Source organism: Hymenobacter cyanobacteriorum, from assembly GCF_022631375.1.
Taxonomy (GTDB): domain Bacteria; phylum Bacteroidota; class Bacteroidia; order Cytophagales; family Hymenobacteraceae; genus Hymenobacter; species Hymenobacter cyanobacteriorum.
The window spans coordinates 1-26423 of sequence record NZ_JALBGC010000008.1 but is presented as its reverse complement, the minus strand read 5'-3'; the positions used below and the strand labels follow the sequence as shown (position 1 = coordinate 26423).

The 26423-nt window shown below is 63.0% G+C and carries 17 protein-coding genes and 1 riboswitch; of the genes, 8 read left to right on the top strand and 9 right to left on the bottom strand.

The window, feature by feature from the left end:
• The first annotated feature begins 1 nt into the window (after position 1).
• Both MON38_RS22230 and MON38_RS22225 read left to right on the top strand, forming a co-directional pair.
• Positions 2-1402, top strand: coding sequence for a sensor histidine kinase (locus MON38_RS22230; RefSeq protein ID WP_241938363.1), 1401 nt, complete (start codon positions 2-4; stop codon positions 1400-1402).
• 164 nt (positions 1403-1566) lie between these two features.
• Positions 1567-3225 carry an FAD-dependent oxidoreductase gene (locus MON38_RS22225; protein WP_241938362.1) on the top strand — a complete coding sequence of 553 codons (1659 nt, stop codon included), beginning with the start codon at positions 1567-1569 and terminating at the stop codon, positions 3223-3225.
• Positions 3226-3411: 186 nt separating this feature from the next.
• Here the strand turns inward: MON38_RS22225 and rfbA are convergent, their stop codons facing one another.
• Together rfbA and MON38_RS22215 are read right to left on the bottom strand one after the other, a co-directional pair.
• A complete protein-coding gene (gene rfbA, locus MON38_RS22220; protein WP_241938361.1) occupies positions 3412-4290 on the bottom strand; it encodes a glucose-1-phosphate thymidylyltransferase RfbA in 879 nt (292 codons plus the stop codon).
• Between the two features lie 64 nt (positions 4291-4354).
• Positions 4355-5257 (bottom strand): S66 peptidase family protein, encoded by a 903-nt coding sequence (locus MON38_RS22215; protein WP_241938360.1) that lies wholly within the window; start codon positions 5255-5257, stop codon positions 4355-4357.
• Positions 5258-5399: 142 nt separating this feature from the next.
• Here MON38_RS22215 and MON38_RS22210 point away from each other — a divergent pair, with 142 nt between their 5' ends.
• The gene (locus MON38_RS22210; RefSeq protein ID WP_241938359.1) at positions 5400-8348 is read left to right on the top strand and encodes a carboxylesterase family protein; all 2949 of its coding nucleotides are present in this window, start codon (positions 5400-5402) and stop codon (positions 8346-8348) included.
• An 86-nt stretch (positions 8349-8434) separates the two neighbouring features.
• A complete protein-coding gene (locus MON38_RS22205; protein WP_241938358.1) occupies positions 8435-9670 on the top strand; it encodes an alpha/beta hydrolase fold domain-containing protein in 1236 nt (411 codons plus the stop codon).
• A 326-nt stretch (positions 9671-9996) separates the two neighbouring features.
• Here MON38_RS22205 and MON38_RS22200 read toward each other — a convergent pair whose 3' ends face one another.
• The 4 genes from MON38_RS22200 to MON38_RS22185 form a co-directional block, all read right to left on the bottom strand.
• On the bottom strand, positions 9997-11256 hold the full coding sequence (locus MON38_RS22200) for a homoserine dehydrogenase (protein ID WP_241938357.1): 1260 nt from the start codon (positions 11254-11256) through the stop codon (positions 9997-9999).
• Positions 11257-11401: 145 nt separating this feature from the next.
• On the bottom strand, positions 11402-12430 hold the full coding sequence (locus tag MON38_RS22195) for a homoserine O-acetyltransferase family protein (RefSeq protein ID WP_241938356.1): 1029 nt from the start codon (positions 12428-12430) through the stop codon (positions 11402-11404).
• Positions 12431-12671: 241 nt separating this feature from the next.
• Positions 12672-14051 (bottom strand): O-acetylhomoserine aminocarboxypropyltransferase/cysteine synthase family protein, encoded by a 1380-nt coding sequence (locus MON38_RS22190; RefSeq protein WP_241938355.1) that lies wholly within the window; start codon positions 14049-14051, stop codon positions 12672-12674.
• 386 nt (positions 14052-14437) lie between these two features.
• Positions 14438-14553, bottom strand: a riboswitch (SAM riboswitch).
• 286 nt (positions 14554-14839) lie between these two features.
• Complete coding sequence (locus MON38_RS22185) at positions 14840-15124, bottom strand: LysM peptidoglycan-binding domain-containing protein (protein WP_241938354.1); 285 nt, start codon at positions 15122-15124, stop codon at positions 14840-14842.
• A 189-nt stretch (positions 15125-15313) separates the two neighbouring features.
• Here MON38_RS22185 and MON38_RS22180 point away from each other — a divergent pair, with 189 nt between their 5' ends.
• Complete coding sequence (locus tag MON38_RS22180; RefSeq protein ID WP_241938353.1) at positions 15314-15733, top strand: copper resistance protein NlpE; 420 nt, start codon at positions 15314-15316, stop codon at positions 15731-15733.
• Between the two features lie 161 nt (positions 15734-15894).
• The gene (locus MON38_RS22175) at positions 15895-18432 is read left to right on the top strand and encodes an erythromycin esterase family protein (RefSeq protein WP_241938352.1); all 2538 of its coding nucleotides are present in this window, start codon (positions 15895-15897) and stop codon (positions 18430-18432) included.
• A gap of 68 nt (positions 18433-18500) precedes the next feature.
• Here MON38_RS22175 and MON38_RS22170 read toward each other — a convergent pair whose 3' ends face one another.
• Both MON38_RS22170 and MON38_RS22165 read right to left on the bottom strand, forming a co-directional pair.
• The gene (locus MON38_RS22170) at positions 18501-19577 is read right to left on the bottom strand and encodes a lysylphosphatidylglycerol synthase transmembrane domain-containing protein (protein ID WP_241938351.1); all 1077 of its coding nucleotides are present in this window, start codon (positions 19575-19577) and stop codon (positions 18501-18503) included.
• Positions 19578-19718: 141 nt separating this feature from the next.
• The gene (locus MON38_RS22165; RefSeq protein ID WP_241938350.1) at positions 19719-22649 is read right to left on the bottom strand and encodes a TonB-dependent receptor domain-containing protein; all 2931 of its coding nucleotides are present in this window, start codon (positions 22647-22649) and stop codon (positions 19719-19721) included.
• 323 nt (positions 22650-22972) lie between these two features.
• Here MON38_RS22165 and dxs point away from each other — a divergent pair, with 323 nt between their 5' ends.
• Positions 22973-24919, top strand: a complete 1947-nt coding sequence (gene dxs, locus MON38_RS22160; RefSeq protein WP_241938349.1) for a 1-deoxy-D-xylulose-5-phosphate synthase — start codon at positions 22973-22975, stop codon at positions 24917-24919.
• A 95-nt stretch (positions 24920-25014) separates the two neighbouring features.
• Positions 25015-25464 (top strand): hypothetical protein, encoded by a 450-nt coding sequence (locus MON38_RS22155; protein ID WP_241938348.1) that lies wholly within the window; start codon positions 25015-25017, stop codon positions 25462-25464.
• Between the two features lie 406 nt (positions 25465-25870).
• Here MON38_RS22155 and MON38_RS22150 read toward each other — a convergent pair whose 3' ends face one another.
• Positions 25871-26146, bottom strand: coding sequence for a hypothetical protein (locus MON38_RS22150; RefSeq protein WP_241938347.1), 276 nt, complete (start codon positions 26144-26146; stop codon positions 25871-25873).
• Positions 26147-26423 lie beyond the last annotated feature (277 nt).

Below are 26423 nucleotides of genomic sequence, written 5' to 3'. Positions count from 1 at the left end.
CATGACTATTTCTACTGCCCTCGCCCCCACCGACCTGGCCGGCATCACCGCCTTCGCCGACCTGCCCGCCGACACCGTGGCCTGGCTGCTAACCCACGGCGAAGGCCGAAGCTATGCCGCCGGCGAAACCATTTTCGAGCCCGGCGCGCCGGCCGAATTCATGACGGCCGTGCTGCGCGGCGGCATCCAGTTTTACGTGGTGAAGGGTGCGCAGCGCGACCCGATATTTCGGGTGGAGGCCGGACAGGTGTCGGGCGTGCTGCCGTACTCGCGGTTGCGCATCATTGCGGGGCAGGGCGTGGCGGCGGGCGAAACCGTGCTTTACCGACTGCACCGCGACCAGTTCCCGGCTCTCGAAGCGGCCAGCCCCGAGCTGGTGCAGCGGTTGGTGGCCATCATGAACGACCGCAGCCGCGACCAAGTGCGCGCCCAGGAGCGCGACGATAAGCTGCGCGCCCTGGGTAAGCTTTCGGCTGGCCTGGCCCACGAGCTGAACAACCCCGCCGCCGCCATTGCCCGCGCCGCCGAAGCCCTGGCCAAACGCGCCGCGGCCAAGCCCGCGCTGTTTGTGGAGCTGGTGGGCTACTGTCCGTCGCCCGAGGCCATGCGCTCGCTCACCGGGCTGGCGGTACCCAGCGAGCCAGCCGCGCCGCTCTCGGCGCTGGCCCGCGCCGATGCGGAGGATGCGCTGGCCGAATGGCTCGAAACCAACGGCGTAGCCGATGGCTATTGCCTGGCCACGGCGTTTTTGGAGGCGGGAATAACAACCAAGTCGCTGGCCGCCACGGCCGCGCTGCTGCCGCCGGAGGCTCGCCCGGCCGCCTTCGCCTGGCTCGAAGGCCAGCTCACGACCATGCAGCTGGTGCGCGACGTGCAGGAGGCCGGCGGCCGCATCAGCAAGCTGGTGGCCGACGTGAAAACCTACTCGCACATGGACCGCGCCGGTGGCTTCGAGCCGCTGGATGTGACGGCCGGCCTCGAAAGCACACTGAACATGCTGGGCTTCCTGCTGCGCAAGAAGAACATTAAAGTAACTCGCGAGTACGCGGCCGACCTGCCGCGCATCCGCGGGCAGGTGAGCAGCCTGAACCAGGTGTGGACCAACCTACTCGACAATGCCATCGACGCGCTGCCGGCCCAGGGCGGCGAGCTCACGTTGCGCACCGTGCGCGAGGGCGACTTCGTGCGCGTGTTTCTGATTGACAATGGCTCGGGTATTCCGACCGACGTGCTGCCGCATATTTTTGAGCCGTTCTTCACGACCAAGCAGGCCGGCGACGGCTCGGGCCTGGGGCTCGACATTGCGCAGCAAATTATCCGGCAGCACGACGGGCGGCTGGAAGTGCATTCGGTGCCGGGGCGCACGGAGTTTTGCGCCTGGCTGCCAGTGATGGGCGGGTGAGCAACCATCGCGCAAAGCCAGAACGTCATGCAGAGCGTAGCGAAGCATCTTTACCGCTCAATGCAATCAACAGATTTAGTATCGGGGTAAAGATGCTTCGCTACGCTCTGCATGACGTTCTGATTACGTAACGTTCTTTACCATCCTATCCCAGAAAACAACTCATGGCTGCCAAAAAACCCATTATTCTCGCCGTTGACGACGACGCCCAGGTGCTGGCCGCCATTGCCCGCGACCTGCGCCAGGAGTTTAGTAAGGACTACCGCATTCTGCGCGTGAACTCCGGCCCCGAGGCGCTGGCTACGATTAAAGAACTGGCCGAAAAAGAAGAGCCGCTGGCCCTGATTCTGGCCGACCAGCGCATGCCCGAACTGGAAGGCGTGGAGCTACTCACGGCTTCGCGCGAGTTTTTCCCGGATGCTAAACGCGTGTTGCTCACGGCTTACGCCGATACCGAGGCCGCGGTGCGCGCCATCAACTCGGCCCGGCTCGACCATTACCTGATGAAGCCCTGGGACCCGCCCGAGCAGCTGCTCTACCCGACGCTGCACGACTTGCTGGCCGCCTGGCAAGCCACCAACAAGCCGAAGTATGATGGGCTGCGTTTGATTGGTTTCCAATGGTCGCCACGCTCGCACGAGCTGAAGGACTTCCTCAGCGGCTACCTGGTGGGCTACCAGTGGCTTGACTATGAAAACAATGCCGAGGGCCGCAAGCTACTGGCGGCCAAAGGCTACGAAACCAGCCAGCTGCCCGTCGTTGTTTTTCCGGATGGCAGCTCGCTGGCTAACCCCACGCCGGCCGACATCGGCAGCAAGCTGGGCATCACGCAGCAGGCCTCGCAGGACATGTACGACGTGGTGGTGGTGGGCGCGGGGCCCTCGGGACTCGCAGCGGCGGTATACGGCGCCAGCGAGGGCCTCAAAACCCTGATAATCGAGCGGATGACCCCCGGCGGGCAGGCGGGCTCCAGCTCGCGCATCGAAAACTACCTGGGCTTCCCCACGGGCCTGAGCGGGGCCGAGCTGGCCCACCGCGCCTGGACGCAGGCCGTGCGCCTCGGGGCCGAGTTTCTGGCCCCGCAGGAAGTCACCAAGCTCTGCTTGCAGGACGGCTACAAAGTCCTCACGCTCAGCAGCGGCCAGGAAATCAGCACCAAAGCTGTGATACTGACCACTGGCGTGAGCTACCGCACCCTCGACGTGCCGGGCATGGACCGCCTGAGCGGCGCGGGCGTGTACTACGGCGCGGCCCGCACCGAGGCCCGCAGCTGCGACGAGCAGGATGTGTACATCGTGGGCGGCGGCAACTCGGCCGGGCAGGCGGCCATGTATTTGGCCACTTACGCCCGGCGCGTGTTCATCGTCATTCGCGGGGCCAGCCTGGCGGCCAGCATGTCGGCGTATCTGATTGAGCAGATTAGCGCGACGCCCAACATCGAAATCCTGCCGCACTCTCAGATAAAGGAAGTGTGCGGCCAAGACCACCTCGAAGCCGTGATGGTGGATGTGAACGGCACCGTGGAAAAACGCCCGGCCCGCGCCCTGTTCGTCTTCATCGGGGCCAAGCCCAGCACCGAATGGATATGCGACCAGGTGATGTGCGACGGCAAGGGCTTCCTGCTAACCGGCCGCGACCTGGTGGCCGACCCGCGCTACGCCGACATCTGGAAAAAAGACCGGGAGCCCTACCTGCTCGAAACCTGCGCGCCCGGCATCTTTGCCGCCGGCGACAGCCGCGCCGGGGCCATGGCCCGCGTAGCCTCGGCCGTAGGCGAGGGCAGCATGGCCATCAAGTTCGTACACCAGTATCTGGACGAATAGGTACCGGGTAGTCATTGTCATTGCGAGCGAAGCGCGGCAATCCTTCCTCTCCTAGCGACCAACCCATGGGATGTGACAAGCCCTCACGAAAAACCCCGGCACTTAGCAGCGTCGGGGCTTTATCACATTGTTAGGCTGGTCGCATCAGGAGGAAGGATTGCTTCGCTGCGCTCGCAATGACAGCCGTTACCCCTCCATCAGCAGCTGCTCGGGCAGGTTCATCAGGTAGTCGCCGTAGCCGCTTTTGCGGAGCGGGGCGGCAATGGCGCGAAGCTGGTCGGCGTCGATGAAGCCCTGGCGGTAGGCGGCTTCTTCGATGGAGCCCACCTTGAGGCCCTGGCGCTGCTCGATGACTTTTACGAACTCGCCGGCCTGCATCAGGCTTTCGAAGGTGCCCGTGTCGAGCCAGGCGGTGCCGCGGCCGAGGATGCCCACTTTGAGCGTGCCGCGGCGCAGGTACTCGCGGTTCACGTCGGTGATTTCGTACTCACCGCGCGGGCTCATTTCGAGGTTTTTGGCGATTTCCACCACGTCGTTGTCGTAGAAATACAGGCCGGGCACGGCGTAGTTGCTCTTGGGCTTGGCCGGCTTTTCCTCGATGCTAAGGGCTCTTTTGTCGGCGTCGAACTCCACCACGCCGTAGCGCTCGGGGTCGTGCACGTGGTAGGCAAACACCACGCCGCCCTCGGGGTCGTTGTTCGATTTCAGCAGCTCCTCTAGGCCCGCGCCGTAGAAAATATTGTCGCCGAGCACCAGCGCCACCTTGTCTTTACCGATAAAATCGGCGCCGAGCACGAAGGCTTGGGCGAGGCCGTTGGGCACTTCCTGCACCACGTACTGGAAATCGCAGCCCAGGTTTTTACCATCGCCCAGCAGCTTCTTGAATTGCTCCTGGTCGTGGGGTGTGGTGATAATCAGCACTTCCCGAATGCCGGCCGAGAGCAGAATCGACAGCGGATAATAAATCATCGGCTTGTCGTACACGGGCATGAGTTGCTTCGAAACAGCGAGCGTGAGCGGGTGCAGGCGGGTGCCGGAGCCGCCGGCGAGAATAATTCCTTTCATGTAAGCGAATAAAGGGCAGAATGACTGGCACAAAGCTACGGCTTCGGGCGGGGTTGGGCAGATGCTAAGCTAGTCGCGCCCCATCCGCACGCACTGTGAGCGTGGCCGACTGGCCCACCACCAGCGCCAGGTTGTCGGCCTCGTGGCCGGTGGGGAAGCCGTAGGCCACTGGGAAATCATACATCCGCGCGTAGCGGTCGATGATTTCCCAGGCCGTGGTGCCGAAGGGAATGGTGTTGTCGCGCATGTCGGAGAAGTGGCCCACCACCAGTCCGGCCAGGCCCGCCAGCTGCCCGCTGCGGTGCAGGTGCAGCAGCATGCGGTCGACATGGTAGAGGTACTCGTCGAGGTCTTCGAGGAAGAGAATGCGGCCCGCGAAGCTGGCCTGCGAGGGCGTGCCCGTGATAGTTTGGAGCAGGCTGAGGTTGCCGCCCACCAGTTCGCCGGTTGCCGTGCCGGGCCGATTGAGCGGGTGCGGCGCTACTTCGATGGGCTGAAACGCTTCGCCGAATAGCGCCCGGCGCAGGGTTTCGAGTGCCAGCTCGCCGCCGGCCTGATGGAAAAGCACCGGCATCACGCCGTGGATGCTGGCGTAATTCTGCGCCAGCAGGTGAGAGTTGAGTACCGTGACATCGGAGAAGCCGGCCACCCACTTGGGCGCAGCGGCGAAGCGCGTGAGGTCGAGGCCATCGACGATGCGGGCGGTGCCATAGCCGCCGCGCGCGCACAGAATGGCCCGAATGGTGGGGTCGTCGAGCTGCTGCTGAAAGTCGCGGCGGCGCAGGTCGTCGTCGCCGGCAAACTGGTGGTGGTCGCCGGCGATGCTTTCGCCCAATACCACTTCGAGGCCCCAGCTTTCGAGGGTGGCAATGGCGGGAGCTAGCTCGGCGGCCGAGATTTTACGGGCCGGGCTCACCAGCGCCACGCGCTGGCCGGCCTGCAGGGGGGCGGGAAACTGAACGGACATAAGCAAAAACAAAGCAGCAGGGAAAACGGTCGCAAATAACGCACGGCGGCGCGGCTGTGCAGACCGGAGGCCAACCCCGGCGGCCGGTTCTGCGTCAAGCTGAAAGCCCTACATTCGACTCTTCATCCTTTTCCCGGTCCCTATGAAATCTCTACTCCTTTTCGGGTTGCTGCTGGTGCTCGGCCTGGCCCGGCCGGCGCTGGCCCAAACGCCCATTGACACCACCGGCGGGCGGTATTTTCGGCCCATTTTCCCGACCGTAACGGTGACTTCCGGCGTGGCCTATGGTTCGGCAGTAACCTTTACCGGCGGTACCCAAACGCTGCTGATGGACATCTACCAGCCCGTCGGCGACGCTACGGCCGAGCGGCCGGTCATCATTTTTGCCCATCAGGGTGGGTTCGTCACGGGCTCGCGCAGTGAGAGCTACATGGCGAGCGTCTGCACGCAATTTGCGAAGCTGGGCTACGTCACGGCCAGCATTGACTACCGGCTGGGCTTTTTCCCGCTCGACACCACCAATTTCAGCAAGGCCGCCCTGCGCGGCATGCAGGATTTGCGGGCTGCCGTGCGCTTCTTCCGAAAAGATGCGGCTACTACCAATACCTACCGCATCAGCCCCAGCCGCATTGTAGTGGGTGGTACTTCAGCGGGCGGCTTTGCCGCCATCGAAGTGGGCTACCTCGACAAGGCCAGCGAGGTGCCCGCCGATGTAAACATTGCGCTGATGGACGGGATTGAGGGCGCCAGCGGCAACCCCGGCTACTCCAGCGCCGTGCTGGCTGTGCTCAACCTGAGCGGGGCTACCAACCCGCCCAGCATCATCGAAGCCGGCAATGCGCCACTCTATAGCGCCCATGGCACCTCCGACGCGGTGGTACCCTACTTCAAAGGGAAGGTAAATGTGTCGCCGCTGCCGCCGAAGTACGTGTTCGGCAGCGGCCTGCTGAACCCCTATGCCAGCAGCGTGGGCGTGCTCAACGTGCTGCGCCGCTTCAGCAAGGCGCCGCACATTCCGCAGTACCCCGTGCAGAGCGCCAATGCCGGCAGCCCCAATTCGGCCGCCTACGCCGACACGACTTACCGCGACATCCGGGCCTTTCTGCGGCCCTTGCTGGGCCCGTTCGCGCTGCCCAGCCTGACTATTAATAGCAACACAACCGTGCCCGGCGGCAATTACCAGGACATCACCATCAACAGCGGCACGGCCACGCTGGCCGGCAACATCACCGTGTACGGCACGCTGGTTATCAAAAGCCTGAGCGGCCAGCTAGCCGGCAGCCTGGGCACCAACTGCTTCGTGGTAGATGGGCCGGGCAATTTCGACCTGCAGGCCGGCGCTTCGCTGCGCATCTGCGATGCAGCGGGCATCAGCGCCAGCGGGTCTACGGGCGCCATTCGCAACACCGGCAGCCGCAGCTTCAGCCCGGGCGCAGTATATGCTTATGTGGGCACCGGCAACCAGGCCACCGGCGCGGGCCTGCCCGGCACTGTGCGCGAGCTGGAAGTGGCCGTGCCGGCCGGCAGCACCCTCACGCTGAGCCAGACCTTGAGCATCAGCCAGCGCCTACTGCCCACCAGCGGCACCTTCGACAACAGCGCGGGGCTGACGCTGCTTTCCGGCCCGGCCGGCACGGCACTGGCCACGCCCGGCGCGGGTACGCTCACGACTGCCCTGGCCGTGCAGCGCTACATCGACCCCAGCGTGAATCCCGGCCTGGGCTACCGGCACCTGGCCGCACCCGTAACCGGCGCTACGGTAGGCGGGCTGAACAACACGGCCAACGGCGGCAGCTTCGCGCCCGAAATCAGCCAGGCCGCTACGTATAATAATTCAGCTACGCCGGGCACGACTTCGCCCTTCCCCAACATTTTCTTCTACGACCAGAGCCGCGTAACGCGGGCCAACGCCTACGCGCCCTTCGACCGCGGCTACGAGGCCCCCACCAGCCTAAGCGACCAGCTGCTGCCCGGGCGCGGCTACACCGTGAATATGAGCGCCGGCCAGACACTTAGTTTCAGCGGTACGCTCACGAGCAACAACGCGGCCTTCAGCGCCACGCTGCCGGGGGCGGTATCGGCCGATGGCGGCTGGCACCTGCTGGGCAACCCCTTCGCCTCGGCCCTGAACTGGGATGCCGTACCCGTGCCGGCTGGCCTCGACGGGGCCATGTACATTTTTGTAAGCAGCAGCCAGTACGGCGGCAACTACCGCAGCTACGTGAACGGCGTGGGCGGCGCACCGGGCAGCACCATTCCGCTGGGGCAGGCGTTTTTCGTGCGTTCGCCGGGAGCCACGCCGGTCACGCTCACCTTCCCCACGGCGGCCCGCATCACCGACTTTGCCACCGCCAATGCCGCCACCGTGCAGCGCCCCGCCGCCGACCCGCGCGCCCGCCTGCGCCTCACGCTGGCCCCGGAGGCCGCCCCGACTACCACCGATGAAGCCTTTGTATACCTCGAAACCGGGGCCACCGCCGGCCCTGATGCCCGCTACGACGCTCGCAAGCTGGCCAACCCCAGCGGCCTGAACCTGGCCAGCACCGCCGCCGGCCAGGACTTGTCCATCAACGGCCTGCCGCTACTAACTGCTACCACCGTAGTACCGCTGACCGTGGCCGTGCCCCAGCCCGGCCGCTACACACTCGCCGCTGCCGACTTGCAAAACTTCGCTCCCGGCACCAGCCTCACCCTCACCGATGCGCTGGCCGGCACGCGCACGGTGCTGGCCCCGGGCAGCAGCTATTCTTTCGCGCTGGCTGGTACCACCGCTCCCGGCCGGTTTGCGCTGGAGCTGCGGCCCGGCACCGCGACGGCTACGGCCGCCGCGCAGTTGGCCGAGCAGGTGCAGCTATACCCCAACCCGGCGGTGGGCAGCTTCCGCGTGGTGCTGCCGGCCACGGGCGCTACGGCGGTTACGGCCCGGCTCAGCAATGCGCTGGGCCAGGTGGTGCGCCAGCGCCAGCTCGCCACCCCGGCCGGCCAGCCACTAACGGCTGATTTCGACGTGCGCGGCCTGGCCCCGGGCGTGTACCAGCTGCACTTGGCCGTAGGCGGCACGGCCGTGGTGCGCCGCGTGGTGGTGCAATAAGGTAGAACAACCCAAAAGCCCGTCGTGCAGCGTTCAGTGTAGCACGACGGGCTTACAACTTCGAAATCCTTTTTTACTTGATAACAATGAAAACTAAACTCCTACTATTGCTTCTGCTGATGCTGGGAGCCGGTCCGGCGGCCCGCGCCCAGATTGATACCACCGGCGGGCGCTACTACCGGCCCATCTTTTCCAGCGCGGCCGTGACCCCAGATGTGGACTACGGGGCCGCTACGAACTACGACGGCACGGCGGCAGCGCTGAAAATGGACATTTACCAACCCGTGGGCGACGTAGTGGCACGCCGGCCGGTCATCATTTTCGCGCACCAGGGCGGTTTCCTGGCGGGCACGCGCAAAGACGCTTACATGGTGAACATCTGCACGCGGATGGCGCGGCTGGGCTACGTGGCGGCCAGCATCGAGTACCGGCTGGGCTTCCCGATTACGGGTTTCCCGCCCCCGGCGGCCGACACCGTGGGCGTGGCCCAGGCCGCCGTGCGCGGCATGCAGGACCTGCGAGCGGCCGTGCGTTTTTTCCGCAAAGACGCGGCTACCACCAACACTTACCGCGTAAATCCCAGCTACATCGCCGTGGGCGGCTCATCGGCCGGCGCCTTTATGGCGCTGGAAGTGGGCTATCTGGACAAGGCCAGTGAAGTGCCGGCCTACGTGGGGCTGGCCGCGCTGGGCGGCATCGAGGGCAACAGCGGCAACCCGGGCTACAGCAGCGCCGTGCTGGCCGTGCTCAACCTGAGCGGCGCTACCGAAAACCCCAGCCTCATCGAGGCCGGCAACGCGCCGCTGCTGAGTGTGCACGGCACCGCCGATAATACGGTGCCCTACTTCCAGGGCCGGGTGGGCTCGCTGCTGCCGCCCAAGTACGTGTATGGCAGCGGCCGCCTGAACCCACGCGCCACGGCCGTGGGCGTGCGCAACACGCTGGTGCGGCTGTCGCGGGCCGGCCACATTCCCTTCGAAGGCAACACGGCCTACGCCGACACCACCTTCCGCGCCATCCGCGACTTTCTGCGGCCCAGCCTGGGGCAGGCGGGCACGGTGCTGGCAGCCCGGGCGGGCAGCGGCCAGCCGGTCGCCCTCGCCCAGGCCTACCCCAACCCGGCCGCCGACCAGCTGCGCCTGCAGTTGCCCGAGGCCTGGCCGCTGCCCGCCCAGGTAGAGTTGCGCGATGCTACCGGCCGCCTCGTGCGCAGCTTCAGCTCCATCAGCCGCGAGTTGCTGGTGTCACGCGGCAGCCTACCCGCCGGCCTCTACCTGCTGGCAGTGCCTGGCCAGTTGCCGGTGCGCATCGAGTTCCAATAGGTCTCGGCCAATGCCTTCTACGCAAAAAGGGCGGGCCACTGGCTCGCCCTTTTTGCGTGTACTGCCGTAGCTGCCTGGTTACGCCACTGCTAAGCGCTGGGCCGCACCTTGCACACGCCCGCTGGCAGCCCGGCTGGCAGTGCCAGCATGCATCTTGAATACGGACCATAAAAAGCCATCAGGCCCACGTGCAGCAAGTTCACGTTACAGTCGCCGCTAACCATGATGCCAGAGTAACTAACAAGCCACTCCGGCTGAGCAAGCGGCGCCATGCGCAGCCGCTTGTCTATCCTCTCTCCTATTTCGAGCCGGTTGCACGGGCACTTTTAGGCCACGGCACCCGCCGCCAGCCGGCTTTCGGCCACGGCCTCCCCTGCCCGCACCTCGCCGCGACGAGCCACAAACACCCCGTTGGCCCGCAGCTCGTCGCGCCACTGCGCCAGCCGTAGCAGCGGCACCGCACCGGTGGCGTACACGCCGTGCACGTCGGTGCGCAGGGCGGTGGCCGGCAACTCCAGCCACGTCAGCACCTCGCGCAGCGCGCCCACGTCGGCGTGGCGCAGGTAGATGTCCAGCTCCAGTTCCTCGGCTGGCTGCACGGCCGGGGCCGTGGTGCGCTTGGCGTAGCCGTAGCGCAGGCCGCGGCGCAGGGCCAGCACGTCGGCCAGCACCGCCGAGCCGGTGGGGTGGCCGCCGGCTCCGCGCCCGGCCAGGAACTGCGGCCCCGCGTACTCGCCCTCCACCACCACGCCGTTAAATTCGTGCTCCACGGCGAACAGCGGCGATTCCGGCCCCAGCAGCTGCGGCGTCACCAGCGCGGCTACACGGCCGTTGGGCAGGCGCTGCACGCTGGCCACTACTTTCACCTTCTGGCCACGCGCGGCGGCGTGGGCAATGTCGGCCGCGCCTACCGCCTCGATGCCCAGGTTCAATACTTCGTCAGGGTTCAGGAAAATGCCGTAAGCATGCGCCGCCAATATCACCGCTTTCGAGCGCGGGTCGAAGGCGCCCATATCAAGGGTGGGGTCAGTTTCGGCAAAGCCCAGCGCCTGGGCCTCGGCCAGCGCCGTGGCGTAGTCCGAGCCTTCCTCGCTCATGCGCGTGAGCACATAGTTAGAGGAGCCATTGAAAATGCCCCGCACCGCCCGCAGCGGCTCATGGCTGAAGTAGGCATCGAGCGTGCGCACTACCGGAATGCTGCCGCACACGGCCGCCTCGTAGAGCAGCGTGCCGCCGTGCTGCTGCTCCAGTTGCACCAGCTCGGGCAGGTGCCGGGCCAGCATGGCTTTGTTGGCCGTGGCCACTCGGCGGCCCTGGCGCAGCGCGGCACTCACCAGCCGGAAGGCCTCGGCCGCATCGTCGATTACCTCCACCAGCACGTCCAGCGTGAGGTCGTTCAGCAACTCGTCGGCATGGTAAGTAAAATGCTCAGCGGGCAGCGAACGGGGCTTGTCGGGGCTCTTCACCGCAATGCGCGCCACCGTCAAACCCAGCTCAGGCTGCTGCCGGATGATGTCGTAGAAGCCCTGTCCCACGCAGCCGAAGCCTATCAGGCCCAGCCGCAGGGGTTGTTGTTGGTTGTCCATAAAGGGGATGGTATTCCGATTTTATTTGGCCCACGGCTGTCATCCTGAGCGCAGCGAAGGACCTTCTCACGGCTGTTTCGACTGCACCCAATCGTTCAGCCGTGAAAAGGTCCTTCGCTGCGCTCAGGATGACAGCCTCAGCCAGTTAATGCACGAACGTGGGCGCGTAGAACAGCTCCAGAAAGTGCGTGATGGCCGCGGTTTCCAGCAAGAAGCCGTCGTGCCCGTAGCGCGAATCCAGCTCGCCGTACATCGCCCCGGGGATGTGGGCCGCCAGTTCCCGCTGCTCGGAAAGCGGGAACAGCACATCCGACGTGATGCCCAGCACCAGCGTGCGCGCTCCGATGCGGGCCAGAGCCGCCGGCACGCCGCCGCGGCGACGGCCCAGGTTGTGCGTATCCATGCTGCGGCTGAGCGACACGTAGCTGTACGCATCGAAGCGCGACACAAGCTTGTCGCCCTGGTAGCGCTGGTAGGTGCTGGCGCGGTGCTCGCGCAGCAGTTCGTCGGGGTCGGGGTCGGTCTGGGTTTCGCCGTAGGCCGGGTAGCTGCGGTAGCTCAGCAGCGCAATGGCGCGGGCGGCGCGCAGGCCATCGTCGCCCCCGCCGGGCTGGCCGGCGGCGTAGGTCGGGTCGGCCTCAATGGCCAGCCGTTGCGCTTCGTTGAAGGCAATGCCCCAGGCCGAATGCCGCGCATTGGTGGCAATTACCACCAGATGGTCGAACAAATCGGGCCGCAGCACCGCCCATTCCAACGCCTGCTGCCCGCCCAGCGAGCCCCCAATCAGCGTGTTGATGTCGGTGATTTCCAAATCCTGCCGCAGCAGCTCGTGCGCCTGCACCAGGTCCCGAATGGTCAGCAGTGGGAAGTGCTGGAAGCGCGCCTGCCCGGTGGCCGGGTCGGCATCGAGTGGCCCGGTGCTGCCGTAGCACGAGCCCAGCACGTTGGCGCACACAATAAACCACTCCGTCGGGTCGTAGTAGCAGCCTGGGCCCACCAGGCCCGGCCACCAGGCCAGCACGTCGGCGTTGGCCGTCAGGGCATGGCACACCCACACCACGTTGTCGCGGTCTTCGTTTAGCTGGCCCCAGGTCTGGTAAGCCACGTGCGCCCCGGTCAGGGTTTCGCCGCTTTCCAGCTTCAGGTCGGGCAGTTCAAATACTTGGCTGGTCATTACCTACTTCAATTGCATCAATAGTGCGATTTCGGAGCCAGCGAACCGGCCGGGCTCATGGATTCTCACCCCCATTCCTCTTTCCATCACGAAAGCGGCACCCGGCCAGCGCACTGGCCCTGAAATCGCGGTTTAATTGTTGGTTTTTTAGTTGTCAGTTGTTAGTTGTTAGTTGTTAGTGCTCAAATCAGCTCAGCTAAGAGCCTGATAACTAACAACGAGCAACTGACAACTAAAAAGCCTATACTTCCAGCGGCTGGGCGTGCTCCAGTTCGGGCTCGCCCACTTCCTCGCCCTCGGTGGGCTGGCTCGCCGTGTTGCCAATGGCATCGAACGCCGCCTGCAAATCGGCTTTGATGTCGTCGAAATGCTCAATGCCCACCGACAGACGCAGCGACGTGGGCGTTACGCCCGAGGCCAGCTGTTCCTCCTCGCTCAACTGCTGGTGCGTGGTGGCCGAGGGCTGGATGATGAGCGTCTTGGCATCGCCCACATTGGCCAGGTGGCTGATGAGCTTCAGGTTGTCAATGAATTGCGTGGCGTTTTCCTTCGAGCCTTTGATGCGGAACGAGAGCACGCCGCCGAAGCCACGCTTCAGGTATTTGGTGGCGATGGCGTGGTAGGGGCTGCTGGGCAGGCCGGGGTAGTTCACGCTTTCCACCTGCGGGTGCTGTTCCAGCCAGGTGGCCACTTTCAGCGCATTTTCCACGGTGCGGTCCACGCGCAGGCTCAGGGTTTCGAGGCCGATGAGCAGCTGCCAGGAGTTGAACGGGCTGATGGACGGACCAAAGTCGCGCAGGCCTTCCACCCGCGCCCGGATGATGAAGGCGATGTTGCCAAACGGCCCGCCCTTGCCAAATACGTCGTTGAAAATCAGGCCGTGGTAGCCGTCGCTCGGCTCGGTGAACTGCGGGAATTTGCCGTTGCCGAAGTCGTAGGTACCGCCGTCCACAATCACGCCGCCCACGCTGGTGCCGTGCCCGCCAATCCACTTCGTGGCCGACTCCACCACAATGTGCGCGCCGTGCTCCAAGGGCCGAAACAGGTAGCCGCCCGCGCCAAACGTGTTATCCACAATCAGCGGCAAGTCGTGCTTCTTCGCAATGGCCGCAATGGCCTCAAAATCGGGAATGCTGAAGCTCGGGTTGCCAATGGTTTCGAGGTAAATAGCCTTGGTTTTCTCGTCGATGTGCTCCTCAAAAGAGGCCGGGTTGTCGCCATCGGCAAAGCGCACCTCAATACCCAACCGCTTGAATGCCACCTTGAACTGGTTGTAGGTGCCGCCGTAGAGGTAGGCCGTGCTCACGAAGTTGTCGCCAGCCTGCAGAATGTTGTTAAGCGCAATGAACTGGGCCGCCTGGCCCGAGCCGGTGGCCAGCGCTGCCACACCTCCTTCGAGGGCAGCCACGCGCTGCTCGAACACGTCGGTGGTGGGGTTCATCAGGCGGGTGTAGATGTTGCCGAACTCCTTCAGGGCAAACAGGTTGGCGCCGTGCTCGGCGCTCTTGAACACGTAGCTGGTGGTTTGGAACAGCGGTACGGCACGGGCCCCGGTGGTGGGGTCGGGCTGCTGGCCGGCGTGGAGTTGGAGGGTTTCGAAGTGTTGGGGCTGAACAGACATGATGGTGGAGGTTTTGAAGTTTTGAAAAACCGGAATGACAAGTGGAAAAAGTGCGCTATCGCCTGGAGAAAGCCATTTTTAGCGCCAAAACTCCCCAGAATGGCCCGTGCTGCCGGCGTGGCCCGCACCCACCGCGAAGGCCCGAAAGAGCACGCGGCAGACCCACGGGGCCACCTGAAAAATCCAGAAGAGTTGGGGAAGGTTCTAAGCCGGAATCAGCTTAGCAACAACACGGGCAGCAACAGCACATTCGCATTCGCCCGTTGGGCGATGCCGCATTCCGGCCAGCAGCGGCCGAAACGAAGAAACCCGACCCCACGGCGCGCAACGCAGCCGGAGCAGTCGGGAGGAGAAAAGCAGGGTTCGAAGAATTTTCCATGGCACTCGAATCATCTGTCCCAGCGCGGCCGAAGCTGCGGGTGGGTAGGAATTGGCACCTTTCGTTGGGCGAAGGTTGCCAGTGGGTCACGGAGCCTAGTCTCTCGCCACTTCTGTATAAAACTTGAAAACTGCCCACCGTTAGGGGGAGTACCTTTTGGTAACGGCAAATGTACGAGGGAATTTTTGGGATGGGCAAGCGGTGGAAGGAAAATATTTTTTCGCCTCGCCGAAATTGTCGGTCATCCTGAGCGCAGCGAAGGACCTTATCACGTCTGGAACAAGTTGTTCAGACGTGATAAGGTCCTTCGCTGCGCTCAGGATGACAATCGTATTCTGAACTCACCAAACGCAAAAAAGCCACCCTGAAACAGAGTGGCTTTTCTCACCTTTTTTCTGCAAAAAAGTACCTAGAGACTAGGTATCGTTAACACCTGACCAACTTCAATGTGGTCGGGGTTAGTGCCGATGGTGGCCTTGTTGGCCTCGTATATCTGGTGCCACTTGGCGGCGTCGCCGTAGTGGTGTTTGGCTATTTTCGAAAGGGAATCTCCGCTGACAACAGTGTAGGTGTCGCCGGAAGTTTCCGGTTTGGCGGCGTTGCCGAAGAAATCGGTACCGCCGGCGGCGGGCTTAGCAGCGGGCTCAACGGGTTTTTGGTCGCCTTTGTCGCTGATGAAATCGAAGAGTCCCATGGGATTTACAAAGTTAAATGATGCGATTGATTTCACCGGAAAAACCTTGCGGTTGGGCCGGCCGGGTTGCTATACGCACAGGTTTGGCGGAGGTTACGCGGCCAACTCTTTTGCCCCGGTATCGTAAGCCGACGAGTTCGCCGTGCGCGGGCTACCACTTTCATTCTTTCACCATTACCCGTTGTGCTCATGAAACTCCAGTCCCTCTTTTCGCTCCGTTATTTCGCCAGCCTACTGGTGCTTGTGTCGCTGTTTGCCGCTTCGTGCAGCAACGACAAGGGCAAGGTAGAAGGCGTGAACATGCTGTACGGCACCGACAGCAAGGTGTGGAAAACCGCTAAAGAAACCGACACGTCCGGCGACAAAGTGAAGCAAACCGATGCCCAGAAGCAGGAAGAACTGCGTATTTTCGCCAACGGCACTTATAACATGACCGGCACCAGCGGCGCCGTGAACGGCAAGTACACCTTCGACCAAGCCGGCAAAACCATCACCCTGACGCCCGACGGTGCCACCACCAGCAACACTTTCGCCGTGGAAACCCTCACCGACGACAAGCTCACGCTGAAGTCGGCCGACGGCGCAGCGCTGATGCTAGAAGCCGAGTAAGCTTCGACGAACCATTGGCTGAAAAGCCCCGGACCGTGCTGGTTCGGGGCTTTTTTTGTGTGTTGGGAAGCTGAGCTGACTGCTGCTGCTTGAGAAACGCTGGTAACTTGCGGAGTCCTTTCCGGCGGCTCCTGGCCGTTGGTCCATCTTTTTCTGCTCACATGCCTACTGGTTTCAAAGCCAAAGCCCTCGCCGGGGCTTTGTTCCTGCTCACGGCGTTTGCCCACGCCCAGGCCCCTACTCCCCTGCCCACCCACGCCGTGCGCAGCATCAGCCCGACGGATGTGGACTTCCGGGATTTGGAATTTCTGAAAGCCGAGATTGGTCCGGCGCGGGTGGTGATGCTGGGCGAGCCCACCCACGGCGAGGGCAACGTATTCGAGGCCAAAATCCGGTTGCTCCGATTTCTGCGCGAGCAGATGGGCTTCACCACGGTGGTTTTTGAGAGCGGGTTTTACGACCTGCACAAGGCCCAGCAGGCGCTGGAGGCGGGCCGGCCGGCGCAGGAAGCCATTGGCAGCAGCGTATTCAATATCTGGACGGGGGCGCAGGAATTTCAGGCAATCCTGCCGCTGCTGGGCCCGGACGGGCTGCGCGTGGCGGGCTTCGACCCTCAGCTAAGCAACGACTACGGGGCCGACCAGGTGGACGACCTGCGCGAGTTTCTGGCCCCGCAAAAAGGCGCCGGCCAGGTGAATTATGATTACTTGGAGGAGGTTGTGAGCTACATGGGCGAGCATTTTGAGATGCTGCCCGAGGCCCGACCCGCCGATTTCGAAAAAGAGATGGACAAGGTGAGCCGGCTGCTGGACAAAATAGCGGCCGGCAGCCCCGGCAAGCGCGCCGATGAAGCCCGGTTCTGGCAGCAGAACGGGCGCAGCCTGGTGGCGCAGCTGCGCGACTACGCCACCAAAAGCAAGCAGCAGCTCGACGAGAACAGCTTTAAGGCCATCGACAGCAACCCGCGCGATGCGCAGATGGCCGATAACCTGCTGTGGTACCTGCGCCAGCACCCGCAGGAAAAAGTGGTGTGCTGGGCAGCCCTGCCCCACCTGGCCAACCAATTGGAGAACTTTCGGAATGCCGAGATTCAGGTGTACCGGCCGATGGGCCGGGCCGTGAAAACGGCCCTCGGGGCCGGGCAGGTGTATATTCTGGGCACGCTGGGTGGCGGGGGCAGCTACGGCAGCTGGCCGGAGGCGGGCCGCCCGGTGCCGGCTCCGGCGGCGGGCTCGCTCGAAGCCGAATTGCTGGCCCAGCCCGCTGACTACGCTTTTGTGAGCTTGAAGCACGATGCACCAGGCCGCGAGCTGACCACCTACGCCTTCGAATACAAGCCCCTGGCCGGCCCGTGGAGCGAGGCCGTGGATGGCTTCCTGTTTGTGCGCGCCGTGCAGCCCGCCCATCCGGCCAGCCTGATGGTGGCCGCGGGGCCAACCGCCGACACCGCCGCGGCCAAAGCGCGGCCCACCGCCAATGCCCTGAACCCGGGCCGCGTATTGCGCCAGGTGCGCACCGCCACGGCCGGCACCGCCGTGCGCGGCGTGGTGCTCGACCAAAAAACCAAAGCGCCGGTGCCCTATGCCTCGGTGAGCGTGCCGGCCAGCGGCGTGGGCACGGTGGCCGACGGGCAGGGCCGCTTCGGGCTGATGGTGCCGGCCGACGCGCAGCTGGTGGTGAGCAGTGTGGGCTACGCCACGGCCACGGTGCCCGCGGCGGCCGGCGGGCTCACGGTGCGCCTACAGCCCTCGGCCTACGAGCTGGCGGGCGTGCAGGTGCGGGGCGAAAGCCTCGACCCGCGCAAGATTATGAAGAAGGTGCTGGCCGCCCTGCCGCGCAACTACGAGACGGGCCACTATTCGGCCGAAGTGTACACCCAACGTCAGACGACTAACTACGACACGCTGGCCTACGAAACCGAAAGCGTAAGCCAGTTCTTCGTGCCTGCCGGCTACCACCATTGGGCGGGCGGTTTTCTGATGCTGGGGGCCGTGCCGCAACACCTGACCAAAGAAGTGCACCTAACCAAAGCCTTTCCCAAATCGCAGCAGCTGTTTTCCGAGCAGAGCGGACAGGGTTTCAATGCCGCTTCGGCCGACCCGGTGCGGACCTCGCCGCTGTTCAACGCTAGCACGCTGCGCAAATTCCAGCTGCATCTCGACAGCGTGGTGGAGCGCGCGGGCCAGACGGTGTACCTCATCAGCTTTGTGGCCAAGCACGCCAACCACCGCAGCACGGGCACCTACCTGACTTCGGAATACTCGGGGCGGCTGTATGTGCAACAGCGCGACTACGCCGTGACGCGCTACGAAGCCCTGTGGCAGGCCGACACAGCGTACATCAACCGCGCCACCCGCCAGTGGTACGGCCGGCCCAACATTCGGGCGCGCCTCTACCCCAACCTGCTCGCCACCGACCGCACCGACCACGTGGTGGAATACCTGCCGGGCGCCAATGGCCGCTACCACGTGCGGCGTAGCGTGGGTCGCAACCTGTCGGTGGGGCGCACACTGGGCGGGCCGGCGTTCTACCGGCAGTCATCCTGCACCGAATACTTTACGGGCCTGCCACTCGACACCCCGCCCATCCTTTCCAAAGCCGAAATGACGCTGGGCGACGTGCACAAGGAAACGGCGGCGCTGCCCAAACCCGTTTATCACCCCGAGTTCTGGAACACCTACCAGCGGCCGGTGAAATAAGTTAAAAGTTAAAAGGCCCGCCTAACGATTTAGGCAGGCCGTTTAACTTTTAACCCTCAACTTTTAACTTACTTTCGAAACACCCGCGCCACCCAGCGAGGCAGGAAAATGGTACCCAGCACGAGGTAGAGGTAATACGTAACCACCCGGTACAGCAGCACCATGAAGCTGGTGAGCGTGGCCGTGCCGATGAACTTGCCGAAAAACGTGGGGAACGCGCCCTCCACGATGCCCGCGCCGCCGGGCGTGATGGCCAACAGCAGCAGCACTTTGTAGGTGAGGTTGCGGGCGAAGATGAACAGGAAGGTTTCCACGCCCATCGGAACGAAGGCGGCAATGAGGCAGCCGATGACGAGGTAGCGGGCCGTCCAGACGAAGAACGTGCTGGCCGCCGCCCGCCACCAGTAAATAGCCGGGTTGCCGCGCAACTGCACCGAGGCGCGGGCCATTTCCTGGCCGTGGTGGTAGGCTTTGCGGCGCCAGCGCTTCAGCACCAGCATCGAAAACAACCGCACCAGCACCCGCCGCACCGAGCGCGGGTTGATGAAAATGGCGTAGAGCATGAGGCCCGCATAGGCCGTCACGCCCACGTAACTCACCACAAACAGCACCCGCAGCGTGGCAATGAAACCGCCCTGCAGGGCCTCGTGCGGGTAGAGCCCGGCCCCAGCCACGAGAATTACCAGCGGCACCATCAGCACGTAGTAGAGGTTGTCCATCAGGGCAGTAACCATCACGTAGGCCATCGACTTGCCCAGCGTGATGCCCTCTTTATGCAGGATAAACGAGGCCACCGCCGTGCCGCCCACCGCCGAAGGCAGCACGCAGGAGGCAAACTCCCAAATCATAATCACGTCGAGGCTCTGGCGGTAGTTGAGCTCACGCTCGGCAATGTGCCGGATGCGGTAGATGTAGCCGAAATCGCGGGCCAGCAGCACCAACAGCGTGATGAGCAGCCACTCCCAGCGGGCATTGGCCAGCGGGGCCAGGTCGCCGGGCTTGTAGCTGCGCCAGAACATAAACCCCACCACGCCCAGCCCAATCACAATGGGCAGCACCAGCCGCGACGGCTGCAGACGCTGCAAAAAGTGCGCGTCGTCCTCGGGGCTGTCAGCGGGGGAAGTGGTTCGGGGGTTTTCGGTCATCGAAGCAAATGAAGCGGCCGGGCAAAAGTAGGGCCTGGATGGGCGGGGCCTGATTAAAAAAGCATTAAGGCACTAAAAGCAAACGTCATGCTGCAACTAGCGCAACATGACGTTTCCATTTTCGATTGCGGGATGGCCGAATTAGGGCCGGCCGCCGGGGCTGCCGGCCGGCACCGTGCCGTTGGGCGTGCTCGTGCCGGGCGAAGGCGCGTTGAGGGGCGTCGACACGGGCGGTACCGGCTGGCGGCGCGTGGTGTCGGCGGGCTGGGCCGTGGCGGGGCGCAGGCCGGGGTAGCCAACGGGACGCTGCTGGCCACCGGGCAGGGGCCGCGCGGTGCTGTCGGTGGCGGGCTTGCCGCTGGTGCTGTCGGCAGCCGTAGCCGGGCGCGGCTGGCCGGGGTAGCCGCCGGGGCGGGCACCGGCCGGAGCAGTACCAGCAGGAGCGCCGGTAGCGCCGGCCGGGCGAACACCGCCCTGGCCCTGGCCACCAGGACGGCCGCCGCCGCCGGCCGGGGCACCGCCGCCACCGCCACTCACGTCGGCACCAGCACCGCCGCCTTCGCCTTCGCTTTTTAAGTCGTCGTTGTTCACGCTCTTGCCGCGGCGCGAGGGGCCGGCCGTGAGCTTGCCGATGCGGTAGCTGAAGTTGACGCGCACGCCCAGCGAGTGCAGCTCGTTGCGGCTGGCCTGGTCGATAAGCGGCGACACCACGTTGTTGCGAATGGTGATGGTGGGCGTGAAGAAGTTATCGACCCCAAAGCCGATGCTGCCCCGCTTCTCGGCAAAGTCGCGCTTGATGCCCAGGGTGTAGAAGCCGAAGCCGCTCTGGTCGCCCTGCAGTTGCACCTGGCGGCCGCGGTAGAAGGCAAAAGCCTGCACGCCCCACACGGGCGTGAAGTTGTAGGAGCCCCCGAGCCGGCCGCTGAATACAAAGCCTTCGTTGGAGGCGTTGAAGTTGCGGTCGGGCACGTTGTTAGTGAGCGTGGTGTAGTAGAAGTCGGTGCCGGCGTTCAGGTTCAGCTTGGCACCGTTGAGGTTGGCGTTGAGGCTGCCGCCATAGGCGTTCTGCTGGCCAATGTTGGCGTAGTTAGTCGATACCGTGTCGGCGCCGCGCACCGTGCGCAGGGCCTCAATCGAACCCGTGGTGTTGCGCACGAACGCACTCATGCTCAGGTTCACCTTTTTCACCAGCGTGTTGTAGCCCAGCTCGTAGTTGTTGGTGTACTCGGGCGAAAGGTAGGGGTTGCCCTGGCTCACGTTCTTGGGGTTCTGCGCGTTCACGTTGGGGTTCAGGAACTGCAGCGAGGGGCGCTGAATGCGGCGGTTGTAGGCCAGTTTCAGCAGGTTGCCGTTGGCGAGCTTGCGCGACACGTTTACGCTGGGCACCAGCACGCCGTAGTTCGGGATATCGGCTGCGGCCGACTTCGCAAAGCTGGCATCGATGGTGGTGTACTCGTAGCGCAGGCCGGGCTTCAGGGTAATGCCTTTGGGCAGCTGCAGGGTGTAGGCCGCGTAGCCCGCCGTCACGTTCTGGCGGTAGTTGAACACGTTGCTGGCCGAAAGCAGGCCTACGTTGGGCAGCACTTCGCCGTTGGCACCGTAGGAGATAGTGGAATAGTCCGAATTCACCAGGCGCAGAATGTTCTTGGCTCCGGCTTCCAGCATCTGGGTTTTGCTCAGCGGGTTCTGATAATCCAGCTGCACCGTGTATTCTTCGTTGTAGCTGGGGTTATCGTTCACGATGCGCGACGGCCCGTTGGGCTGGCTCGACTGCAGAATCGTGTTGGTGAAGCTATTGGTGCGGTCGTTGCGGCTGAACAAGGTCAGCACGCTGATTTCGTGCTGCGGCTTCTCGAAGCTGTGCGTGTAGTTCAGGCTGGCATCCACGGTGCCCGACAAGTCTTTCGAGTACGTGTCGCGCAGGTCAGTGCTGTAGGGGCTGCCCGTGGCCGTGGCGCCCAGGTAGCTGGTGCGCAGCAGGCCGTCCTGGTAGTTGTCGCCGCTGCGTGTGCCGTAGCTCACCGAAGCCTGCAAGGAATTTGCCTTGTTGATGTCGTAATCCCAGCCAAAAGAGTAGCGGCCGAAAATGCCCTGCTGGCGCGTTTCGGCGCTTTGCAGCGTGGTGGTGGCCGCGCCGGTACCCAGGCTGCGCGTCACCTGCGTGTTGCTGAACTCCCCCGGCGTGTTGTACTGCCCCCGGCCGAAACCGCTCAGCGAGAAGCCCATTTTGCCGGTGCGCAAGCTGCCCTGCAGGCCCAGGTTGCTGTTGCGCAGGCCCGCGCTGATGTTCACGCCCAGCGTAGCCCCGCGCAGGGTATTGGTTTTGGTGATGATGTTGATGATGCCGCCCGAACCCTCGGCATCGTACTTGGCCGACGGCGAGGTAATCACCTCCACGGTCTTAATCTGGTCGGCCGGAATCTGCTTCAGCGCATCGGCAATGCTGTTGGCCGCAATCGTCGAGGGCTTGTTGTTGATGAGCACGCGGATGCTGGAGCTGCCGCGCAGGCTCACGTTGCCGTCCAAGTCCACGCTCAGCATGGGCACGCGCTTGAGCACGTCGGTGGCATCGCCGCCGCGGGTGGTCTGGTCGTTTTCGGCGTTGTACACCGTGCGGTCTACCCGCTCCTCGATGATGGCCTTCTGGCCCGTCACCACCACTTCGCCCAGCTTCTGGGCCGAAGCGGCCATGGTAATGGTGCCCAGGGCCGTGGCCTCACCGGCCGTCACCACCACGCCGGTACGCGTCACGTTGGTGTAGCCCAGGAAGCTGATTTGCACCGTGTAAGTGCCGGCCGGAATGCCGGCCAGCACAAACTTGCCGTCGTCGCCGGCCACGCCCCCGTTCACGGGGTTATTGGCAGCGTCGAGCACCGCCACCGAGGCGTACGAAACGGGCTTGTTGGTCGCGGCATCCGTTATGGTGCCGCTGATGCGGCCGGCCGCGGCGCGCGGCGCGGTAGTGAGCACGGGACGGGTGCCGCCGGGCGCGCCCTGTTGGGCCCAAACGCTCGAATTATTGCCCAGCAGGGCCGTTAGCAGAACGGCCGAGGCCGGTAATAGGTGTTTCATATACTGACAATGGATAGCAGCCAAAGTGCCGCAAATCATACCGGAGGTTGCATCCGGCGTCCTTCTGAGATGTAAAAATTTCCTAACTAAGTCCTTAACAGCCAACTGGCCGAATCGGCTTGCCGATACGCAAAGGTCGGGGCAACGGCCACCGGGCCCCGCAAAAACTAGATTACCGCATGCCGAATCCCGACCAACAGCGCGATTCCGTCGCTCCCGAACAACCGCACTTCGCGCGCTGTCGTACCTTTGGGCCAGCCCGATAATCTTTTAGCGGGTCAGGCGGTTAACTCCCCGTCACCCAACCCACCACGCCTGCCCCGATGATAGTTGAACCCGGCCCGCTGCTCGCGGCAATTGACTCGCCCGCCGACCTCAAAAAGCTCGCCCCCGAGCAGTTAGTCCAACTCAGTACCGAGCTGCGCGACTTCATCATCGATTCTGTGAGCATTTACGGGGGGCATTTTGGCGCCTCGCTGGGCGTGGTTGAATTGACGGTGGCACTGCACTACGTCTTCAACACGCCCCACGACCAGCTTATCTGGGATGTGGGCCACCAGGCTTACGGCCACAAGATTCTCACCGGCCGCCGCGAGAAATTCCCGACCAACCGCCGCTACAAAGGCATGTCGGGTTTTCCGAAGCGCAGCGAAAGCGAGTACGACGCCTTTGGCGTGGGCCACAGCAGCACCAGCATCGGGGCAGCGTTGGGCATGGCCGTGGCCTCGGATTACAAGGGTGAGTTCGACCGCCAGCACATTGCCGTGATTGGCGACGGCGCCATGACGGCGGGCATGAGCTTCGAGGCCCTGAACCAGGCCGGCGTACTCAACAACAACATGATTGTCGTGCTGAACGACAACTGCATGAGCATCGACCCCAACGTGGGCGCGCTCAAGGAATACCTCACCGACATCACCACCTCCCGCACCTACAACAAAGTGCGCGACGAGCTCTGGAACGTGCTGGGCAAGCTGAGCAAATTCGGCCCCAACCCCCAGCAGATTGCCCGCAAAGTAGAGGCCGCCATGAAGGCAACCCTGCTGAAGCAGAGCAACCTGTTCGAGGCCCTGAAATTCCGCTACTTCGGCCCCGTGGATGGCCACGACGTGCAGCACCTCGTCACCATCCTCAACGACCTCAAATCCATTCCCGGCCCTAAGCTGCTGCACTGCGTCACGGTGAAGGGCAAGGGCTACGCGCTGGCCGAGAAGGACCAGACGCTGTGGCACGCGCCGGGCTTGTTCGATAAAATCACGGGCGAGATTTACAAGAAAACACCCGACAAGCCGCAGCCGCCCAAGTACCAGGACGTGTTCGGCCACACGCTGGTGGAACTGGCCGAGGCCAACGACAAAATCATGGGCGTGACGCCGGCCATGCCCTCGGGCTCGTCGCTGAATATCATGATGGCCGCCATGCCCACCCGCGCCTTCGACGTGGGCATTGCCGAACAGCACGCCGTCACGTTCTCGGCCGGCTTGGCCACGCAGGGGCTGATTCCGTTCTGCAACATCTACTCTTCGTTCATGCAGCGGGGCTACGACCAGGTGGTGCATGATGTGGCCCTGCAAAACTTGCACGTGGTGTTCTGCCTCGACCGCGCCGGCTTTGCCGGGGCCGACGGCCCCACCCACCACGGCTGCTACGACCTGGCCTACATGCGCTGCATCCCCAACATCGTGGTGTCGGCCCCGATGAACGAGCAGGAGCTGCGCAACCTGATGTACACCGCCACCCTGCCCGAAAACGCCGGCCCGCACAGCATCCGCTACCCGCGCGGCGAGGGCGTGATGCCCGAGTGGCGCACGCCGCTGCAGCGCGTGGCCATCGGCACGGGCCGCGTGGTGCGCGAGGGCGAAGAAGGCGGCGTGGCCATCCTCAGCATCGGCCACATCGGCAACTACGCCGTGAAAGCCACCGAAACCCTGGCGGCCGAAAGTATTGATGCCGGCCACTACGACATGCGCTTCTGCAAGCCGCTGGATGAGGAAATGCTGCGCGACGTAGCCCGCCGCTACCGTGCCATCGTGACGGTGGAAGACGGCTGCCTGCCCGGCGGCTTCGGCTCGGCCGTGCTCGAATTCCTCACCGACCACGGCTTCCACCTGCCCGTCGTCCGCCTCGGCATCCCCGACCGCGTAGTGGAGCACGGCACCCAAGATGAGCTCTACAAAGAGTGCGGCTTCGATGCGGCCGGCATCGCCCAGGCCGTGCGCGAACTGGGCACCAAAGTGGCGGCCGGCGCGCGGGCCACGGTGCTGCGGTAGAAGCACAATACTACTCCACCGGTCTATTGCTTAATTAAGCAACAAAACAACCGCACTATCCAGATTGCCTTTCCAATTTCCACCTCCTTTCCTACATGCAGCTCATGCTGAATTTTCCCCGGCCCCTTGTTTCCACTCTATTATGTGGCATCATGTTATTTGGTTGCAAATCAACCGAAACGCCACAGCCTGCTCCTATAGCCTCCACCATCAAGGTGTCGATTTCCGAAGCAGGCGCCCCACCTTATGACCTTAATGAGGCCCGGGTAGTAAGTGCCAATTACCAAACTGGTGGCTCAAGTTTGTCTATAAGTGGCAAGCTAAACAATGGCAAGCAACTGCTTCTTGATTTTTCACGAGCTGGCACGCCAACTGCGTACACTACCAACGCATTAGAGGGAACTCTTGATGGCACCACGGGAACAAATTCCATTGGCGCCACCACGTACAACACACAGACTCGAACCGTTACCGGCAATTTCCGCAGCACTTTTCCAGTTGTTGGCGAAGTGTCTGGCTCATTCTCGGGTATCACAGTACAGTGACCTTTTTTAAAGCTGTAAGAGCCAGAAAGCCCCTGTAGCGACAAGCACAGGGGCTTTTTTTCTGCATTTTCGAATGGCACACACTGGCTCTAGACTTAGAAAGCATACTCAGTTAGAGAGTTTATTGATAAAATAGTTGAGCAAGCCCTTTATATATGTTTTCCGAACGATGGTGAAAGCGTAATTCTGACTCGTTCAGATGAAGCAAAAGGTATGGTTGGATGTATCCTTTAACTGTCAAAGACGGACTTTGGCAAAGCTCTAGAAGCTCAATACCGCTGATGTTCGAAGTGTTGACCACGGGTTTGCTCTGAGCAAAGCGCTGACAAAACAGCGATGATAAGAGCCCATATGCACCAGCCCGTGGTAGCCGCGCCAACCATCGGTATTGGCTACAGCCGCTGCATCAATTTTGCCGCGAATAATACCCTACAGCAACTTTCTCGAACAGTTCGGGAAGAATCTCCTTAATGCACCCGTCACGTTTGAGTAGGCCGAAGCCAATGGGTTTGCCTGTTGTAATAGGCCCGCATTTACCAAGCCCCCAGCGCAGGACAAAGCAACTCTTATGGGGTTCGAAGCCTTGCTTAACTCGGCCAATACCGAGTACTAAACTTGTAAGTGGCGCCACAACCACAGGTGCCATGAAGCAATTGAATTCACGCTCAAGCCAGTAATTCAAGACAGAAGCAAGTAGTCAAATCTAAAACAAACATGTGCAAAGCATATTGGAATTATGCTTCTGCAACTTTTTTGCAATAATAATAGCGGTCAGACAGTCGCATAATAGAAAGTTAAATAGTCGCTTTACATAATTTGCTTTCTAATATTCATAACCATGGAAAGCAAAAATCCCCTTAGCGCGCTGGTGAAAGCATGCGAAGGGGATTTTCCTTGGAAAAGGTTGGCGGCGACCGACTCTCCCACCGGTGAAGGCAGTACCATAGGCGCACCGGGGC

Excerpts from the sequence above, each read along its gene's own strand:
- MON38_RS22230 (WP_241938363.1), top strand. The coding sequence starts at position 2 with ATGACTATTTCTACTGCCCTCGCCCCCACCGACCTGGCCGGCATCACC.
- dxs (WP_241938349.1), top strand. The coding sequence starts at position 22,973 with ATGATAGTTGAACCCGGCCCGCTGCTCGCGGCAATTGACTCGCCCGCC.
- MON38_RS22210 (WP_241938359.1), top strand. The coding sequence starts at position 5,400 with ATGAAATCTCTACTCCTTTTCGGGTTGCTGCTGGTGCTCGGCCTGGCC.
- MON38_RS22225 (WP_241938362.1), top strand. The coding sequence starts at position 1,567 with ATGGCTGCCAAAAAACCCATTATTCTCGCCGTTGACGACGACGCCCAG.
- MON38_RS22215 (WP_241938360.1), bottom strand. The coding sequence starts at position 5,257 with ATGTCCGTTCAGTTTCCCGCCCCCCTGCAGGCCGGCCAGCGCGTGGCG.
- rfbA (WP_241938361.1), bottom strand. The coding sequence starts at position 4,290 with ATGAAAGGAATTATTCTCGCCGGCGGCTCCGGCACCCGCCTGCACCCG.
- MON38_RS22170 (WP_241938351.1), bottom strand. The coding sequence starts at position 19,577 with ATGACCGAAAACCCCCGAACCACTTCCCCCGCTGACAGCCCCGAGGAC.
- MON38_RS22175 (WP_241938352.1), top strand. The coding sequence starts at position 15,895 with ATGCCTACTGGTTTCAAAGCCAAAGCCCTCGCCGGGGCTTTGTTCCTG.
- MON38_RS22190 (WP_241938355.1), bottom strand. The coding sequence starts at position 14,051 with ATGTCTGTTCAGCCCCAACACTTCGAAACCCTCCAACTCCACGCCGGC.
- MON38_RS22195 (WP_241938356.1), bottom strand. The coding sequence starts at position 12,430 with ATGACCAGCCAAGTATTTGAACTGCCCGACCTGAAGCTGGAAAGCGGC.
- MON38_RS22185 (WP_241938354.1), bottom strand. The coding sequence starts at position 15,124 with ATGGGACTCTTCGATTTCATCAGCGACAAAGGCGACCAAAAACCCGTT.
- MON38_RS22165 (WP_241938350.1), bottom strand. The coding sequence starts at position 22,649 with ATGAAACACCTATTACCGGCCTCGGCCGTTCTGCTAACGGCCCTGCTG.
- MON38_RS22200 (WP_241938357.1), bottom strand. The coding sequence starts at position 11,256 with ATGGACAACCAACAACAACCCCTGCGGCTGGGCCTGATAGGCTTCGGC.
- MON38_RS22155 (WP_241938348.1), top strand. The coding sequence starts at position 25,015 with ATGCAGCTCATGCTGAATTTTCCCCGGCCCCTTGTTTCCACTCTATTA.
- MON38_RS22180 (WP_241938353.1), top strand. The coding sequence starts at position 15,314 with ATGAAACTCCAGTCCCTCTTTTCGCTCCGTTATTTCGCCAGCCTACTG.
- MON38_RS22205 (WP_241938358.1), top strand. The coding sequence starts at position 8,435 with ATGAAAACTAAACTCCTACTATTGCTTCTGCTGATGCTGGGAGCCGGT.